The sequence below is a fragment of the Streptomyces sp. NK15101 genome, from assembly GCF_020400725.1.
Taxonomy (GTDB): Bacteria; Actinomycetota; Actinomycetes; order Streptomycetales; family Streptomycetaceae; genus Streptomyces.
Window position 1 is genome coordinate 21874 of record NZ_JAINVG010000018.1, and the last position, 17310, is coordinate 39183.

At 72.8% G+C, this 17310-nt stretch carries 17 protein-coding genes; 10 read left to right on the forward strand and 7 right to left on the reverse strand.

The window, feature by feature from the left end:
• Positions 1 to 86 precede the first annotated feature (86 nt).
• The 4 genes from K7G60_RS12705 to K7G60_RS12720 form a co-directional block, all read right to left on the reverse strand.
• A complete protein-coding gene (locus K7G60_RS12705; RefSeq protein ID WP_225800966.1) occupies positions 87 to 542 on the reverse strand; it encodes an Hsp20/alpha crystallin family protein in 456 nt (151 codons plus the stop codon).
• A 211-nt stretch (positions 543 to 753) separates the two neighbouring features.
• The gene (locus K7G60_RS12710; RefSeq protein ID WP_225800967.1) at positions 754 to 1167 is read right to left on the reverse strand and encodes a CBS domain-containing protein; all 414 of its coding nucleotides are present in this window, start codon (positions 1165 to 1167) and stop codon (positions 754 to 756) included.
• Between the two features lie 239 nt (positions 1168 to 1406).
• Positions 1407 to 3809, reverse strand: a complete 2403-nt coding sequence (gene ppsA / locus K7G60_RS12715) for a phosphoenolpyruvate synthase (RefSeq protein ID WP_225800968.1) — start codon at positions 3807 to 3809, stop codon at positions 1407 to 1409.
• Between the two features lie 569 nt (positions 3810 to 4378).
• The gene (locus K7G60_RS12720) at positions 4379 to 5284 is read right to left on the reverse strand and encodes a universal stress protein (RefSeq protein ID WP_225800969.1); all 906 of its coding nucleotides are present in this window, start codon (positions 5282 to 5284) and stop codon (positions 4379 to 4381) included.
• Between the two features lie 225 nt (positions 5285 to 5509).
• Between K7G60_RS12720 and K7G60_RS12725 the strand changes: the two genes are divergently transcribed.
• On the forward strand, positions 5510 to 6367 hold the full coding sequence (locus K7G60_RS12725; protein WP_225800970.1) for a universal stress protein: 858 nt from the start codon (positions 5510 to 5512) through the stop codon (positions 6365 to 6367).
• Between the two features lie 188 nt (positions 6368 to 6555).
• On the opposite strand, the gene K7G60_RS12730 is transcribed toward K7G60_RS12725, so the two are convergent.
• Positions 6556 to 7248, reverse strand: a complete 693-nt coding sequence (locus K7G60_RS12730) for a pyridoxamine 5'-phosphate oxidase family protein (RefSeq protein ID WP_225800971.1) — start codon at positions 7246 to 7248, stop codon at positions 6556 to 6558.
• Positions 7248 to 8147, reverse strand: coding sequence for a universal stress protein (locus tag K7G60_RS12735; protein WP_225800972.1), 900 nt, complete (start codon positions 8145 to 8147; stop codon positions 7248 to 7250). Before K7G60_RS12735 ends, K7G60_RS12730 begins: the two co-directional genes overlap by 1 nt.
• 372 nt (positions 8148 to 8519) lie before the next feature.
• Between K7G60_RS12735 and K7G60_RS12740 the strand changes: the two genes are divergently transcribed.
• Positions 8520 to 9119, forward strand: coding sequence for a CBS domain-containing protein (locus K7G60_RS12740; RefSeq protein ID WP_225800973.1), 600 nt, complete (start codon positions 8520 to 8522; stop codon positions 9117 to 9119).
• On the opposite strand, the gene K7G60_RS39385 is transcribed toward K7G60_RS12740, so the two are convergent.
• Complete coding sequence (locus K7G60_RS39385) at positions 9106 to 9384, reverse strand: DUF1918 domain-containing protein (protein ID WP_374115625.1); 279 nt, start codon at positions 9382 to 9384, stop codon at positions 9106 to 9108. The genes K7G60_RS12740 and K7G60_RS39385 overlap by 14 nt on opposite strands.
• A gap of 199 nt (positions 9385 to 9583) precedes the next feature.
• On the opposite strand from K7G60_RS39385, the gene K7G60_RS12750 reads away from it, so the two are divergent.
• From K7G60_RS12750 to K7G60_RS12785, 8 genes are read left to right on the forward strand one after another with little or no spacing between them, the layout of a single operon-like run.
• A complete protein-coding gene (locus K7G60_RS12750) occupies positions 9584 to 10261 on the forward strand; it encodes a CBS domain-containing protein (protein WP_225800974.1) in 678 nt (225 codons plus the stop codon).
• On the forward strand, positions 10258 to 12060 hold the full coding sequence (gene acsA / locus K7G60_RS12755) for an acetate--CoA ligase (RefSeq protein WP_225800975.1): 1803 nt from the start codon (positions 10258 to 10260) through the stop codon (positions 12058 to 12060). The genes K7G60_RS12750 and acsA overlap by 4 nt, the downstream gene beginning before the upstream one ends.
• Entirely contained in the window at positions 12060 to 13124 is a 1065-nt protein-coding gene (pdhA, locus tag K7G60_RS12760) for a pyruvate dehydrogenase (acetyl-transferring) E1 component subunit alpha (RefSeq protein ID WP_225800976.1), read from the forward strand. The genes acsA and pdhA overlap by 1 nt, the downstream gene beginning before the upstream one ends.
• A complete protein-coding gene (locus K7G60_RS12765) occupies positions 13121 to 14131 on the forward strand; it encodes an alpha-ketoacid dehydrogenase subunit beta (protein ID WP_225800977.1) in 1011 nt (336 codons plus the stop codon). Before pdhA ends, K7G60_RS12765 begins: the two co-directional genes overlap by 4 nt.
• A gap of 1 nt (position 14132) precedes the next feature.
• Positions 14133 to 15506 (forward strand): 2-oxo acid dehydrogenase subunit E2, encoded by a 1374-nt coding sequence (locus tag K7G60_RS12770; RefSeq protein ID WP_225800978.1) that lies wholly within the window; start codon positions 14133 to 14135, stop codon positions 15504 to 15506.
• Positions 15503 to 15772 carry a phosphopantetheine-binding protein gene (locus tag K7G60_RS12775; RefSeq protein WP_225800979.1) on the forward strand — a complete coding sequence of 90 codons (270 nt, stop codon included), beginning with the start codon at positions 15503 to 15505 and terminating at the stop codon, positions 15770 to 15772. Before K7G60_RS12770 ends, K7G60_RS12775 begins: the two co-directional genes overlap by 4 nt.
• Positions 15772 to 16452: a CBS domain-containing protein gene (locus K7G60_RS12780; protein ID WP_225801043.1), complete on the forward strand. Its 681-nt coding sequence runs from the start codon at positions 15772 to 15774 to the stop codon at positions 16450 to 16452. The genes K7G60_RS12775 and K7G60_RS12780 overlap by 1 nt, the downstream gene beginning before the upstream one ends.
• Positions 16449 to 17303, forward strand: a complete 855-nt coding sequence (locus K7G60_RS12785) for a universal stress protein (protein WP_225800980.1) — start codon at positions 16449 to 16451, stop codon at positions 17301 to 17303. Before K7G60_RS12780 ends, K7G60_RS12785 begins: the two co-directional genes overlap by 4 nt.
• The last annotated feature ends 7 nt before the right edge of the window (positions 17304 to 17310 follow it).

The following is a 17310-nucleotide window of genomic DNA, read 5'->3' on the forward strand; positions in this document are numbered from 1 at the left end:
CGGCCCCGAGCGTCCGGCCGGCCTCGTCGGCGACCCTCCGGTCGCGCCGTGCTTGCTGCCGCGTGCGACCGGGACGGGCTGGGGATTCACGACGTGGATCCTTCGGGCGGGGTGCCTCCTCGCTTCACCGGGACGGTGCGCGCGGCGCTGCTCTTCTCCTCGGGCATCGGGACGCGGACGGTGAGGATGCCGTCCTCGTACGAGGCGTCGACCTCGTCGGCCGGGATCGTGGCCGGGAGACGCACGGTCCGGCGGAAGGATCCGTAGCGGAACTCGGAGTGCTCCTTGTCCTCCTCGCTCTCGCTGTGCTCCGCCTTCACCGTGATCAGGTTGTCCTCGACGGTGACGGTGAGGTCGTCCGGGTCCATTCCGGGCAGTTCGGCCCGCAGCACGTACCCGTCGGCGTCGCTGGAGACCTCCACCGGGATGGAGTGCGCGGCGGTGCCGGGTCGCCATCCGGGCAGTCCCGGGAACTCCCGGTTGAACCAGTCGTTGAAGTCGGGGAAGAGGCTGTGCCTGCGTTCCACCTTGCCTCCGGCCATTGTTCTGCTCCTCGTTCCGGGGCCCAGGACGGTCGCCGTGGGCCCGAGTCGGTGCGGACGGGCGGTGGACCGGGTCGCGGGGCCGGTCCGACCCCGTGACCCCATCGTCCGCCCGCGGGTCACGTGGCGCAGCGTCCAAGGGGGTCGTCCGACGGGGCCGAACGGGCCGCGCCCGGACCGACCGGCCCATGGCGCCACGGCTCCGGTGCCGTCAGCGGCAGATCTCCTCGACGAAGTGGCCCACCCGTTCCTCCGGCAGGTGCCTGGCGAGGTCCGCCTCGCTGATCATGCCGACAAGGCGGTGGTCGTCGATCACGGGCACACGGCGGACGCGGTGCTCCTGCATGGTGCGGAGCACCTGCTCGCTGTCGGCGTCCGCGTCGACCGTGACGGGCTTGCCCTGGGCGAGGAGTCCGGCCGTCATGTGGTGGGGGTCCTTGCCCTTGGCGAGGCACTTCACCACGATGTCCCGGTCGGTGACGATGCCGTGGAGCCGGTTGTCCGGCCCGCAGATGGGCAGCGCGCCGACGTCGAGTTCGCTCATGCGTCGTGCCGCGTCCATCAGGGTCTCGTTCTCCTGCACGCAGCTCGCACCGGTGTGCATGATCTCCCTTGCGGTCGTCATGGCCGCGTCCTCCTTTCAGGCCCCCTGCTCGCGATCCGGCCGCTTCGCCGTCGGTTCAGAGGAAGAGCGGCGACACCCTGACGGTGTGCACCGGGCGCCGGGGACGCCCGTTCGCCTCCACCGCGGACGGCTGGTGATTCCTGGGGCGACCACGCCGCGCGTCCATGGCCGCCTGTCGGCCGGGCTCGGCCGACGGCCCGGTGTCCCGGGCGTCTCGGTGCCGGTTCTTCCTGGGCACGTCACTCCTCCCTTCGTCCGGCGCCGCTCTCGAACGCCGCCTCCGCGCGGGCCACGTGCCGCTTGACGGTGGCGAAGCTGTCCGGCGCGACGGAGACGGAGTCGAGGCCCGCGTCGACCAGGATCGCGGTGAACGCCGGATCGTCGCTGGGTCGCTGCCCGCACAGCCCGACGGGGCGGCCGACCGCGTGCGCGCGGGCGGCGAGGGCCCGGACACTGCGGACGACGGCGGGGTCGCGCTCGTCGAAGACGTGGGCGAGGGCCTCCGAGTCCCGGTCGACGCCGAGGGTGAGCTGGGTGAGGTCGTTGCTGCCGATCGAGAACCCGTCGAAGCGTTCCGCGAAGTCCTCGGCGAGGATGACGTTGGCCGGTATCTCCGCCATGACGTAGACGCGCAAGCCGTTCTCACCCCGTACGAGCCCCTCCTCCGCCATCACCGTGAGCACCTGGTCCGCCTCGCCGAGGGTCCGGCAGAAGGGGATCATGACGACCACGTTCGTCAGCCCCATCTCCTCGCGGACCCGGCGCAGCGCCCTGCATTCGAGGGCGAACCCCTCCCGGTAGCCGTCGCTGTAGTACCGGCTGGCGCCGCGCCAGCCGATCATGGGGTTGGCCTCGTCGGGTTCGAAGGGGCGGCCGCCGAGGAGCTTGGCGTACTCGTTGGTCTTGAAGTCGCTGGTCCGTACGACGACGGGGGCGGGCCAGCGGGAAGCGGCGATCCGGGCGATGCCATGGGCCAGACGCTCGACGAAGTACTGTCCGCGGTCGAGGTACCCCTCGGTGAGCCGGTCGATCACATGGCGGTCATGTGGATCAAGCCGCTCCGGATGCAGCAACGCCATCGGGTGGACCTTCACCTGGTGGGCGACGATGAACTCGAGACGGGCGAGACCCACTCCATCGGCGGGGAGCCGCCACCAGCGGAACGCGGCCGAAGGATCGGCCAGGTTGAGCATCACCCGGGTGTGCGTGGAGGGCAGCTCCGCGAGGTCGGTCAGGATCTCCTCGTACGCGAGCAGGCCGTCGTGAACCCTTCCTCGCTCGCCCTCGGCGCACGAGACGGTCACCAGGCCGCCGTCCCGCAGGACCCGGGTGCCGTTGCCGGTTCCGACGACGGCGGGGACGCCTAGTTCGCGGCTGACGATGGCCGCGTGCGAGGTGCGTCCGCCGTGGTCGGTGACGATCGCAGACGCCCTCTTCATGACCGGTTCCCAGTCGGGGTCGGTGATGCGGGTGACGAGGACCCCGCCCTGCGGGAAGCGGTCGAGGTCGACGGGGGTGTCGAGGGCGACGACGGGGCCCTGGCCGATCGCCTCGCCGACCGCGATGCCCTCCACCAGGGGTTCACCGGGGGCGACGGTCAGCCGGCAGCGGCGCAGGGTCGTGGACCGTCGGCGGGACTGCACGGTCTCAGGGCGTGCCTGGACGATCCAGAGTTCGCCGGTGAGTCCGTCCTTGGCCCATTCGAGGTCCATGGGACAGCCGTAGTGTTCCTCGACGGCGGCCGCCCAGCCGGCGAGCTCGCGGACCTCCGCGTCGGTGAGGACCCGTCGGTGCCGCTCGGCGTCGGGCGTGTCGAGGGTGCGGGTCAGGCCGGTGTCCGCGTACACGGTCTTCAGCCGCTTGCTGCCGATCCGCACATCGATCACGGGGTTCAGGGCGGGATCCTTCGTGCTCGGTTTGAACACCGTGTACTCGTCGGGGTCGACCTGGCCGCTGACGACGGTCTCGCCCAGGCCCCAGGCGGCGCTCACCACGATCACCTCGGGGAAGCCGCTCTCCGGGTCGAGGGTGAAGGCGACCCCGGCCCCGGCGAGGTCGGAGCGGACCATGAGCTGGACGCCGACGGAGAGGGCGACGGTCAGGTGGTCGAAGCCCATCCGCTCCCGGTAGTCGATCGCCCGGTCGGTGAACAGGGACGCGTAGCAGCGCGTGCACGCCTCCAGGAGCGCATCGGTGCCGCGGACGTTCAGGAACGTCTCCTGCTGCCCGGCGAAGCTCGCCTCGGGCAGGTCCTCGGCCGTCGCGCTGCTGCGCACGGCCACCTCGGGCGCTTCCCGGCCGCTCTCCTCGGCCAGTCGCTCGTACGCGGTCAGGACGGCGTCCCGCAGGGGAGGGGGCAGTGGCTGCGCGAGGAAGAACGAACGGATGGCCGCCCCCACCTCGTCGAGCGGGGCCCCTTGGCGCAGGCGGTCGATCTGCTCCTCGACGGAGTCGCGCAGTCCGCGGCCCGCGAGGAGTTCCTCGTACGCCTCGGCGGTGGTGGCGAAGCCCGGTGGTACGCGTAGGCCCGCGGCGCCGAGCCGGTTGGTCATCTCTCCCAGCGAGGCGTTCTTGCCTCCCACCCGGCCGACGTCCGAGCGGCCCAGCTCCGTGAACGGTACGACGCGTCGCGTCGGTCCCATGACATCCTCCGTGGTCTCGGGCGTCCTCAGTACGGGAGCGGTCGGCCGGACGGAGTGCGCAGGTCGAGGGGGATCGGCCTGCGGGGCTGCCGGGGCCGGGGGCTGATCCGGATGCGCTGCATGGTGCTCACCTCTCGGGAAGACCGGCGGACGGGCCGGGGCCGTCCTCTCGTCCCACCGTCCCGCGCGGAGGCCGTGGCGCTCCAGTGCCGAGCGGGCCGACGGTCCGGGGCCGCCCGGTCCTACGGGAACGGGACCGATCGGCCCATGCCGGGTCGCCGGTCCGCCCCTCGCGTTCCCGCAGTCACGCCCCACGCAGGCTCGCCTCCCCCGCGATCCGCAGACCGCCGTGGAGTTGCCGTACGAGGTCCGCCGCATGGGCGGTCGCCGACTCCGCGCGGATGCGCAGGGCGTTCCGGTGGGCGAGCGCGTCGTACCGGAACCCCTCGTGGGCGGGCGGTACGGCGACGACCGGGCGGAGCGCCGACCCTCTTCGTATGGCCTCGTCGGCGGCCCGGACGAGGGCGGGGCCGACTGCTCCCGGGGGTCGACCCCGAGCAGTGTCTCGTTCACGTCTCCTCGACCCTGGTGGCGAAGGCGGGCGGAACGATCTCCACCGGGCAGTCCGCGTGGTGGATCAGGACGTGGGCTACGCGCCCCAGGGACGGGCCCGCGCCCAGGACGCGGTGCTCTCTGCCCATCACGAGCAGATCGGTGTGGGCGGTCGCCTCCACCAGGATCCCCGGCGTGCTCGTGCCCGTCTCGACGTGATGGCTGACGTTGAGCCCGGGATAGAAGTCGCGCACGCGGTCGGCGAGCGCCTTGATCTCGCGCACGCGCTGCCGCGCGATCTCGTCGAGGTCGTCCAGCATGGTCGCGACGCTGCCGATGTGGGTGAGCACGTTCCAGACGCTCACCAGTCGCAACGTCGCCTTGCGGGCGTCCGCCTCGGCAGCCGCGACGAGCAGCCAGCCGACGTCCGAGGCGCCGTGCACGGCCGCCGTCACCGAGCCCGACTCGGGGCGGTCGCTGTCACCGCGGACGACGATCACGGGCGCCTCGGCGCGGGCTGCCACCCCCAGACCGACGGAGCCGAGCATGAGGGTCGAGAAACCGCCGAGTCCCCGGTTGCCCACCACGATCGTGCCCCTGTGGCCGGCGGCCGCCCGAAGACCGGCGACGGGCTCCTGGCGGCTCAGTTCCTTCGTGACGGCAAGGTCCGGAAAGCGCTCCTGCACCGTGTTCGCGGTCTCGATCAGCAGGTCGCGGCCCCTTTCGCGTACCGCCTGGATCGTCTCGGCATCGGCGAAGAGGGCCCGGCGGTCGGTGTCGGCGGCGTGGACGAGGTGCAGGGGCCGCCCCCGTCGGTCCGCCTCGGCGGCGGCCCAGAGCACGGCCGCGCGCGCGGAGGGGGACCCGTCGACTCCCACGACGACGACGCCGAGCTCCGGTCGGGCGGGGATCTCGCTGGTCATGGCTCCTCCTCCGGGGTACGCCCGGCGCTCGGGAGCACGTCCCGAGGGGTGACACCTCCCACGCTGACACCGTGGCGACCCTCCCGGGGATGGGCCGTTCGGCCCCGATCGAGACCTGCCCGGCCCTGCTGCCGGGAAGCCGGGACCACCAGCCTGGGATTCGGGATGTCCTCTCCCGTTCGGACCACGCACGGGACAGGGCGGACACGACTGAGGAGGCATGTCATGACGGCCCGGGTCACCGTCGGTCTCGACGGTTCGAAGGAAAGCCTCGCTGCCGTGAACTGGGCGGCAACGGCGGCGGTGTTGCGCGAGATGCCCCTCCGGCTGGTGCACGTGGAGGAGTGGCCGAACACCCCTGAGGTGCCCCTGGCGTACGCCCGGACCTCGGCCGATCGGGCCGAGGGTCTCCTGCGCGACGAGGCGGACCGCGTGCGGAAGGAACATCCCGGCCTCGAGGTGCTCACGGAGCGTGCGCGAGGCCGGGCGGCCGAGGAACTGAGGGCCGCCGCGAACGAGGCGGACCTGACCGTGCTCGGTTCGCGTGGGCTCGGCGGGGTCCGGGGCTTCATCGTCGGTTCGGTCTCCCTCTCCGTCGTCGGCGCGGCGCGCCGGCCGGTCGTCCTCGTGCGCGCAGAGGGCGCCCCGATGGCTCCCGGAGGCGGGATCGTGGTGGGCGTCGACATCCGTCACCCGTGCGAAGCCCTGCTCGCGTTCTCGTTCAATGAAGCCGCCCGCTGGGGAACGCCACTGAGGTTCCTGCACGGCTGGACGCTTCCCGCCTCGTACGGCCAGGCGGCCGTCATCGACCCGGGGATCGGCGAGGAGCTGGGCGGCCGCCTCCTCGAGGAGCTGGACGGCCTGCTGGAACCGTGGCGGAAGCGGTACGCGGGCGTGGCCGCGACGGCCACGGCGGTGGCGGGCTCCCCCGCGTACCGACTGGTCGAGGCGTCACGGAACGCGCAGCTCGTCGTCGTCGGGCGCCGGAGCCGGAAAGTCCCCCTCGGCGCGCATCTCGGCCATGTCGCCCACGCGGTGATCCACCACAGCCCGGCGCCGGTCGCCGTGGTCCCCCTGGCGTGAACGGACGGTGGCGGCTCTGCCGCCGGCCGCGCGGGGTGCGTCGTCCGCGAGCCTCGCGGACGACGCGGACGCGGTCGGGGGACGGCCGGGACCGGCCTATGCGGACCGCGACTCACGGACCCGGGCACGGAAGACGCGCCGGCCTCGTTCGTTTCGGCCGTACCGGCAGTGCGCACCAGGTCGGATGCCTACGGGCCTCCGGGCGCGCCCGGCACCCGGATGCGGCGGCCGGTCACCCGGCGCGGCGAGAGCGTCACCACGGTGTCCCGCCCGCCTCCGGCCCACGGCTCCGAGTGGAGCGCGTCCCTGATCCTCCGTACCGAGGTCTCGTCCGACACCGTTCGTACCGGCCCGACGAGGAGCACGCTCCAGCCCTGGCTGAAGGCCTCGTCCAAGCGGTCCTCCTCGAAGGCGACCTCCGCGCCGGACGCCGCACCGCGCGCGAGGGACGAGTCCGCGGCGGTCAGGAAGACGATCTCCCGGCCGACGACCTGGTAGTTCACGGGAATCACCATGAGCCCGTCCCGTCCTTCGAGGGCGACCCTGCCGACGCCGTGCCCGTCGAGCAGTTCCCAGCATTCCGCCTCACCGATCTCCTCCGTCCGTGCCCGGTACCCGGCGCGGGATCCGCCCGGCGCGAGGTCCGCCGTGGATCCGGTGAGGTCCTGGACGGTGGTCTCCAGGGCGTTCGCGAGCCGGACCAGGAACTCGATGCCCGGCGTGGGCACCCGCTCCTCCACGTAGGCGATGTAGCCGGGCGTGGAGCCGATCCTTTCGGCCACGTCCTCCTGGGACAGACCGAGTTGCGCGCGCCTGGCCACGACGCGGCGGCCCAGGTCGCTCCGCATGGGCGGGGCGTGCCGGTCGTCGGCTGTGTTCATCACTGCTCTCCTTCCGTGCCCTCGAGACGCCGCTGCGGTACGACGGCGACCGGGCACGTGGCGTGGTGCAGGGCACGGTGGGCGACCCTGCCGAGCTCCAGACCGACGAGCCCGTCCCGGCGCCGGGCCCCGAGGACCAGCAGGTCGGCGGCGGCGGAGCGCTCGGTCAGCACCCTGTGGGCGGGACCCTCCACCGTGGTCCTGCGCAGGCGCACCCGGGGGTGTTCGGACGCTGCGGCCTCCAGGGCCTTGTCGAGAAGTTCGGAGGACCGCTCCGCGACGTGGACTCTCCCGTCGCCGCTCAGCAGCGGGTGGTCGACCGGTTCATGGGACGGTCGTCGCCACGTGCGGACGACGTCGAGTTCCGCGTCCCGGGCCGCCGCCTCGCGGAAGGCGAAGCGTACGGCGGGCGAGTCCACGTCGTGCTCTCCGACGCCGAGCAGCACGCGTTCGTGGCGTGCCTCCAGGGCGTGCCGGTCCCCTCTCACGACGACGACCGGACAGCGGGCCCGGGCGGCCACGACGAGGCCGACGGAGCCGAGCAGGAGGTCGGCGAACTCGCCGCGCCCGCGGGATCCGACGACGAGGACCGCTCCCTCCTGCCCCTCCCTGAGCAGCGCGGTGGACGCGTCCTCGGCCAGGACGGCCGAGGTGAGGGGGAGGTCGGGTGCACGGCGCCGGGCGCGTTCGGCCGCGGTGCCGACGATGTTCTCGGCGAGGATCTGGCCCGACGGCCGTTCCGTGGCCCAGGTCGGCACGACTCCTTCGTACCGTTCCCACAGCGAGGCATGGACGACCCGCAGGGGAAGCCCGTGCCGTACGGCTTCGTCGACCGCCCAGTCCAGGGCCGTGAGACTGGCGTCGGACCCGTCGACGCCCACCACCAGAGACGATTCCATCGCGCCCACCCGCCTTTCCGCGTCGTGTGTGGGGTCTGCTGCCACGCTCGCACCGGGCCGGAGGAGCCGGGTAGGGCCGGTCGGTCCCCGTCGTGGCCTGCCCGGGACACATACGGAGGCGACCGGGCGGCATCACGGGAGGAGGGGCCCATCCGCTTCTCGCGGATCCTGATCGCGCGGTGCGCGGCTCGAAGCCGCTTCCCCGCGTCCCTGGGGCGGGTCCCTCCTCACTTTCACGAAAGCACCGGTCGACGGTCCGGGCCAGGGCCGTCCGGGTCCCGACGTGCCCCTTTCGGCCCTTGTCGTACGCAGCCCGGCGGCGACACCCTCGCAGCAGCAGGACTCGGGGCGCGGAAGTACCGGAGGGCGGTCATGAAGCACCCACGTACCGTCGACGACGTGATGACCCACGTGGTGGTCTCCGCCAGGCTCGACGCACCGGTCAAGGAGATCGTCCGGTCCATGCGGCGCTGGGGTGTGAGCGCGGTTCCCGTGCTGTCGGCCGAGGGACGGGTGGTCGGCGTGGTGTCCGAGGCGGACATACTCGGCAAGGTTCCGGGAGAGGACCACGACGACTCGGGTTCGGCGACGGCGGGCGGCTTGATGTCGGCACCGGCCGTCACCGTACCGCGCGGCGCCACGATCGCGGGGGCGGCGCGGCTGATGGGGCGCGGTCGTCTCAAGCGTCTTCCCGTGGTGGACGAGGACGGCCGCCCGGTCGGTGTCGTCAGCCGGGGCGACCTGCTCAAGGTCTACCTGCGCTCCGACGCGGAACTCGCCGAGGACGTGAGGCACGAACTCCTCACGCACCTGATCGCCGAGGGCGACGCCGCACTCACCGTGCGGGTCACGGACGGTGCGGTGACGCTCTCCGGGCGCCTGCCGCGGTCCGTACCCGCGGACCTGGCCCTGCGGCTCACCCGGGCGGTGCCCGGCGTGGTGGACGCGGCGGCGGAGTTCACGACCGCATAGGGGCCTTCGTGTCGTGCGGCGCGTCGTGCGGGGGAAAGTGCTGGACCCGCGCGTCCGGACCGGGAAACACCAGAGTGACCCGGCCCGTGTCCGACCATCGGACGTCGAAGGGGGGAGTGCCGTCCGCGTGGTGCAGCCCGACGATCTCGCCGTCACGCCCCTCGTCCCCGACCGTGGAGCCGCCCACGATCAGCCGGTCGCCGACGCGGGCCCACAACCCGGGGCGGGGCTTCTCCTGGCCTTGCCGTGTTCCAGTCGGAGTCATGGTCCTCGCCTCCCGGCCGGAGCGATCGGCCGCGGCCTTCCGGGACCGGCGCTCCCGCCTTCCACCCTGCGCCCCAGCCGGCCGGCCGCCATAGGGCCGACCGTCCCGGAAGGGGACCGTTCGGCACTGCCCGAGACCCGGCTCCGCGCAGCAGGGTGAGTTCTACGAGGGCCGCCGTGTCCCGTGAAGGAGGACCGTCATGCAGCACCGTACGGTTTTCGAGGTGATGACCCACCATGTGGTCACCGCCGCCCCTCATACCCCGTTCAAGCGGATCGCCCGGCTCTTCGCCGAGAACGACGTCTCCGCGGTCCCGGTCGTGGACCCCGACCGACGCCTGCTCGGCGTGGTGTCGGAGGCCGACCTGCTGCGGTCCACGGCCGAGCTTCCCGACCTGGAGGGGCGTCGGACAGGTGTCCGGCTGCTGTCGCAGGAGCGAGGACTGCCCGACGCGGAGACGGCCGCCCAGCTGATGACCTCGCCGGCCATCACGGCACGGCCGAACTGGAATCTCGCCGAGACGGCCCGGACGATGCACCGCAAGGGAGTGAAGCGGCTTCCCGTCATCGACGAGACCGGCCGGCTCGTCGGGATCATCAGCCGAAGCGACCTGCTGCGGCCCTTCCTGCGCGGTGACACGGCGATCCGTGAGGAGATCGAACACGACGTCCTGACCGACACCCTGCGCCTCGCTCCCGGCCTCATCCGGGTGACCGTCGACGACGGAGTCGTCGGGCTCACGGGCCGCGTCGACGAGCGCGCCGACATCCCCGTGATCGTACGGCTCTGCCGCTCGGTCGACGGAGTGGTCGCCCTGCACGAATCGATCGAGTACGCCTACGACAACCTGGCGCTCGACGTGGAGCCACCGCGATGAGCGCCCTGTGGGTGGCGCCGGTCATGCCCGACTACGACAGTGCCCGGGCCACGTTCTCCTGGCGACGCGAACGGTCCCGGCTCGCCGGGCTGCCGGACGGCGGCGTCAACATCGGATACGAGACGGTCGACCGACACCTGCGCGAGGGCCACGGCGAACACATCGCGCTGCGCTGCGTCGGCCGCGACGGATCCGTGTCGACGGTGACCTTCGCCCGGCTCGCGGCCGCCAGCTCCCGCTTCGCGAACGTACTGGAGACGCTCGGCCTGGAACGCGGCGAGCGGGTGTTCACCCTGCTCGGCCGCCGGTTCGAGCTGTACAGCACCGTCCTCGGAACGCTGCGTGCCGGGCGGGTCCTGTGTCCCCTGTTCACCGCCTTCGGTCCCGAGCCGGTCGCCCTGCGCATGGAGCTGGGCAACGCCCGGGTGCTGGTCACGACCCGGGAGCTGTACGAGCGCAAGGTGGCCCCGGTACGGTCCCGGCTTCCGCACCTGCGACACGTCCTGCTCCTCGACCCCGGTGCCGACCCTCCCCCGGACACCCTCTCCTTCCCCGCGCTCACGGACGCCGCACCGGACGATTACACGGTGGGACCGACCGACCCGGCGGAGCCGGCGCTGCTGCACTTCACCAGCGGCACGACGGGCACCCCCAAGGGCGCGATACACGTGCACGAGGCCGTCCTCGCCCATCACGTCACCGCCGCCTACGCCCTGGACCTGCACGAGGGCGACGTCTTCTGGTGCACCGCCGATCCCGGCTGGGTCACCGGCGTGTCGTACGGCGTCATCGCCCCGCTCGCCCACGGCGTGACGACCGTCGTCGACGAAGGGGACTTCGCCCCCGCTCGCTGGTACGGGATCCTCGCCGACCAGCACGTCACCGTCTGGTACACGGCCCCCACCGCTCTGCGCATGCTCATGCGGGCCGCACCGCGCGGCGGCGATCCGACACCCGCCACGCGCCGCGACCTCTCGTCGCTCCGGTTCGTCGCGAGCGTCGGCGAGCCCCTCAATCCCGAGGCCGTGCACTGGGGACGGGAAGCGCTCGGGCTTCCCGTCCACGACACCTGGTGGCAGACCGAGACCGGTGCCATCATGATCGCCAATTTCGCGGCCGATCCGGTGCGGCCGGGTTCGATGGGCCGGCCGCTTCCGGGTGTCGAGGCCGCCGTCCTGGCGTGCGGCGAGGACGGCCGGGCCTCGGTCACCGGCGGGCACGTCCGGATCCTCCGGGAGCCGGGCGCCCAGGGCGAGCTCGCCCTGCGGGCGGGCTGGCCGTCGATGTTCCGCGGCTACCTCAACGAACCGAGCCGCTACGAGGCGTGCTTCGCGGACGGGTGGTACCTCACCGGCGACCTGGTCAGCCGCGACGCCGACGGCTGGTACTGGTTCGTGGGCCGCGCCGACGACGTCATCAAGTCCGCGGGGCACCTCATCGGGCCGTTCGAGGTGGAGAGCGCGCTCATGGAGCATCCGGCCGTCGCCGAGGCCGGTGTCATCGGCCGCCCCGACCCGCTGGCCGGCGCGATCGTCAAGGCGTTCGTGCTGCCGCGCCCCGAGTATCCGCCCGACACCGAACTGCGGCGGGACGTCCTGGCGTTCGCCCGCCGGCGCCTCGGCCCCGCTGTCGCCCCCCGCGAGATCGAGTTCGTCGAGGACCTGCCCCACACCCGCAGTGGAAAAGTGATGCGCCGCCTGCTGCGGGCCCGCGAACTGGGCCTGCCCGAGGGCGATGTGTCGACGCTGGAGACGCCCGGACCGGCCGGGACGACCGGACTCCCCGGGAAGGAGCCGTGATGACCACCGCACAGGGCGGCACGTCCGCCAGGACATCGCAGACGAAGCGCCCCCGTCGCGCTCGGGCACCCGAGACGGCCGCCCGCCCCCCTGCGGCGGCCCACGACCTCGACCTGCTGCGGCGGATGCTGCTCATCCGGCGGTTCGAGGAACGGTGCGTCGAGCTGTACAGCACGGCGGCGATCCGCGGCTTCGTCCACCTCTACATCGGCGAGGAGGCGGTGGCGGTCGGCGTCCACCAGGCGCTCGACGAGGCGGACGCGGTCGTCTCCACGTACCGCGAGCACGGCCACGCGCTGGCCCGCGGAGTGCCGCCCGAGGCCGTGATGGCGGAGATGTACGGGAAGGCCACCGGGTGCAGCCACGGCCGCGGCGGCTCCATGCACCTCTTCGACGCCGCCCGCCGCTTCTACGGCGGCAACGCGATCGTCGGCGGCGGACTGCCGCTCGCGGCCGGTCTGGCGCTCGCCGACCGGATGCGCGGCGAGTCCAGGGTGACCTGCTGCTTCTTCGGCGACGGGGCCTTCGCCGAGGGCGAGTTCCACGAGACCGCCAACCTGGCCGCGCTCTGGGGACTGCCCGTGCTCTTCGTCTGCGAGAACAACCTGTACGCGATGGGGACGGCCCTCGCCCGGGAACACGCCCAGACGGACCTGGCGATGCGGGCGGCGTCGTACGGCATGGCGGCCTGGGCCGTCGACGGCATGGACGTGCACGCCGTGGAGAGGGCGGCGCGCGGAGCGGCCGAGTCCGTCCGGGCCGGCAACGGACCGCACTTCCTGGAGATGCGGACGTATCGGTTCCGCGCACACTCGATGTACGACCCGGACCGGTACCGGCCCAAGGGCGAGATCGAGGAGTGGAAGCGGCACGACCCCGTCACGGGACTCGCCGAAGGCATGCGTGCGGCCGGTTTCCTCGACGCGGACACCCAGGCGGCCCTGGACCACGAGGTCATGGAGGCGATCGACCGGGCTGTCCGCGCGGCGGAAGAGGCTCCCGAGGAGCCGGCCGAGGACCTGCTGCTCCATGTCACCGGCCGACACGAGGAGGTTCTGTCATGAGCACGCGCACGCGACCGCGGGCGCATCCCGACGACGGCACCACCACCTTCAGGGAAGCCCTGCGGGAGGGCCTGCGTGAGGCGCTGGCGTCGGACGACCGGGTCTTCCTGATGGGCGAGGACGTGGGCCGCTACGGCGGATGCTTCGGCGTGAGCCTCGGTCTCCTGGAGGAGTTCGGTCCCGATCGTGTCCGCGACACCCCCCTTTCGGAGTCCGCGTTCGTCGGAGCCGGGATCGGTGCCGCGCTGGCCGGTATGAGGCCGGTCGTGGAGATCATGACGGTCAACTTCAGCCTGCTGGCGCTCGACCAGATCCTCAACAACGCCGCCACCCTGCGGCACATGTCCGGCGGACAGCTCGGTGTGCCACTGGTGATCCGCATGACCACGGGCGCGGGACGGCAACTGGCCGCCCAGCACTCCCACAGCCTCGAGGGCTGGTACGCCCACATCCCCGGCCTCCGTGTCCTGGCGCCGGCCACGGTCGACGACGCCCGCCATCTGCTGTCCGCCGCGCTGGCCGATCCCGACCCGGTGCTGCTCTTCGAGCACGGCAGCCTCTACAACGCGGCCGGCACGCTCGATCCGGCGGTCCACGAGGTCGACATGGACCGTGCGGCCGTCCGCCGCGAGGGCGACGACGTCACCGTCGTGGCGTACGGCGGTTGTGTGCCCAAGGCCCTCGAAGCCGCGGAGGAACTGGCGGGCGCGGGGATCAGCGCGGAAGTCGTCGACCTGCGGTCGCTGCGGCCTCTGGACGACGCCACGATCGTCGGCTCGGTCCGGCGGACCCACCGGGCCGTCGTGGTCGACGAGGGCTGGCGCAGCGGCAGTCTGTCCGCCGAGATCGAGTCGCGCATCTGCGAGCAGGCGTTCTTCGACCTCGACGCACCCGTCGAGAGGGTGTGCAGCGCGGAGGTCCCCATCCCCTACGCCCGGCGGCTGGAGGAGGCCGCGCTCCCCCAGCCGGCCGGGATCGTGGCGGCGGCGCGCCGGGTGGTGAGCTGAGATGGCCGAGTTCACGATGCCCTCGCTCGGCGCCGACATGGACGAGGGCACGCTCTCCGAGTGGCTGGTGCGCCCGGGTGACCGCGTGACGCGCGGCGACGTCATCGCGGTGGTGGAGACCGCCAAGTCCGCGATCGAGGTGGAGTGCTTCCAGAGCGGGACGGTCGACGCCCTCCTCGTCGACGAGGGCACCACCGTGCCGGTGGGCACCCCGCTGGCACGCATCGGCACGGCCCCCGAAGGCCGCCCGACCGAGGTCACGCCGGCCGAGATCACGCCGACCGGAATCCGGCCGGTCGAAAGTCCCCCCGCCGAAAGCCCGCCGACGTCGACGCCCTTGGTCCGCCGACTCGCCCAGGACCGGCATGTCGACCTCGCCGACGTCCATGGTTCGGGCCCAGGAGGCAGGATCACCCGCGCGGACGTGGAGCACGCGGAACCGGTACCGGTTCCGGCGCCCGCACCCGCGCCCCCACCGGAGCGCGACAAGACCGCGCCGACGGCACGGCCGGCCAAGCCGGCGCGCGGAGACGACTCGGCCGAGGGGCGTCCCACTCGGCTGCGCGTGAAGTCCTCACCGCTCGCGCGGCGGCTGGCCACGGAACTCGGCGTCGACCTCGCCGACGTGACCGGCACGGGCCGGGACGGCACCGTCCGCGCGGAGGACGTCCGTTCCGCCGCGGCCGCCGAGGGCGCACCGCGGACGGCCGCCCCGGACATGGCGCGAGCGGCCACCGCCCGGCTCATGAGCCGTTCCAAGCGGGAGATCCCGCACTTCTACCTCTCCACGACCGTGGACATGGCAGCGGCGCTGGAATGGATGCACGCCCGCAACCGCGAACTGCCGCTGCCCGCCCGGCTCGTGCCCGCGGCGCTCACGCTCAAGGCCGTGGCGCTGGCGGCGCGCAAGGTGCCCGAGCTCAACGGGCACTGGGTCGACGACGGCTTCGTCCCGGCGGATGAGGTACGGCTGGGCGTCGCGGTCTCCCTGCGGGGCGGCGGCCTCGTCGCTCCGGCCCTCGCCCACGCCGACGCGCTCTCCGTGGCCGAGGTGATGGCCGCGCTCAAGGACCTGGTGGCACGAGCACGGGGCGGCCGGCTCCGGGCGTCCGAGACGGCCGACCCCAGTCTCACCGTCACGAACCTCGGCGACCAGGGCGTCGAGGCCGTGTTCGGCGTCGTCTATCCGCCCCAGGTCGCGCTCGTCGGACTCGGCAGGATCGTCGAGCGGCCCGTGGCCGTGACCGGCCTGCTGGGAGTACGTCCCGTGCTGACGGCGACGCTGTCCGCCGATCACCGAGCCGCCGACGGTGCCACCGGCGCGCGTCTCCTGACCGCCCTGGACCGGCTCCTGCAACACCCGGAGGAACTGTGAACCACGACCAGGCAAAGGCGTTCGTCCGACAAGCCGTGCAGCGTGTCGTCCCCGGCGCGGACTTCGCGGGGCTCGACCCCGGCGTGTCCCTGCGCGACACCTTCGAGATGGATTCGCTGGACTTCCTCGAGTTCGTGGAGGCGCTCGCCGAACTCAGCGGAACGGAACTCACCGAGGACGACTATCCGGCCCTCGACACCTGGGACGGCTGCGCCGCTCGCCTGGTGGGCGAGGCACGTGCGTCCGCACGGGGAAGGAGAGGATGATGCGGCACCGGAGGATCGACAAGCTGATGACCCGCGAGGTGGTGAGCGTCCACGGCGACGCGCCGTTCAAGGAGATCGTGCGGGTGCTGTCGCAGCACCGGGTCACCGCGCTGCCGGTGGTGGACGGGGAGAACCGGGTGATCGGAGTCGTGTCGGAGGGCGATCTGATGCGGAAGACGGCCGACCAGGCCGCCTCCCTGGAAGACATGCCCGGCGTGCCGGGGCTGGAGGCGTGGGAGCGCGCGAAGGCCGAGGGAACGCGTGCGGAGGAGCTGATGTCCGCGCCCGCCGTGTGCGCCCGCCCCGACTGGACCGTGGCGGAGGCGGCACGGCTGATGGAGGTCCAGGGGATCAAGCGGCTCGTCGTCGTCGACGACGAGGACCGGCCGGTGGGCATCGTGAGCCGCCGTGACCTGCTGGGCGTCTTCCTGCGCCGGGACGACGACATCCGCCGGGAGATCGTCGAGGACGTGCTCGGTGACACCCTGCGTCTCGACCCGGCCTCGATCACGGTCGACGTGCGTGACGGGCGGGTCGACCTCACCGGGAAGCTGCCGTTCCGCGGAATGATCCCGGCCGTCGAGCGCATGTGCGCGACGGTCGACGGAGTGGTCTCGGTCTCCTCGACCCGTCTCGCCTACGACGTCGACGACACCGAACGAGGAGGTGGGCGATCATGACGCAGGGCATCGTGGTCGGTCTGGACGGCACGGATCAGGCGAACGCCGCCGCGCGGTGGGCCGCGGAGGAGGCGGTGCTGCGCGGTACCGGAGTGCGCCTGGTGCACGTGCAGGAGACGTCGCCGGACGCCCTGCTGCCGTTCGCGGCACGGGAGCCCGACGAGCCGTGGGCGGAGGACCTGCTCGCCCGCACGGCGACCGGGCTGCGCGAACGTCATCCGGATCTGTCGGTGACCACCAGACTGTTGCCGTCGGAGCCCGTGGCGAGCCTGGTCGCCGCGGCCGAGGAGGGCGACCTGCTCGTCCTCGGCTCGCGCGCCCTGGGCGGCATGGCCGGATACCTCGTCGGCTCGGTCGGGATGACGGTCGCGGGTCTCGTCGACCGGCCCGTCGTCCTCGTACGGGCTCTCGACACATCGCCTTCGCGGGGACCCGTCGTGGTCGGCGTGGACCTGCGGCAGCCCGTGGACACGGTCCTGGGATTCGCCTTCGAGGAGGCGGCACGGCGTCTCGCCCGGGTGCAGGTCGTCTACGCGCAGCGGCTGCCCGCTTACGGGACGCTCGGCCCTTCCATGGTCCCGGACGTCCGGGTCACCGTCGCCCCCGAGATCCAGCGTTCGCTCGACGATCTCCTCGAACCCTGGCGAGCGAAGTTCCCCGACCTGTCGGCGACCGGGCGGGTGGCGATCGGCTCGGCCGGCCAGGAGCTGGTGCACGCTGCGGGGGGCGCGGCTCTCGTGGTGGTCGGTCGTCGCGCCCGGGGGTCGGTGTTGGGCACGCACATCGGCAGCGTGGCCCACGCGGTGCTGCACCACAGTCACTCGCCGGTCGCCCTCGTCCCCCACGACTGACCTCGGA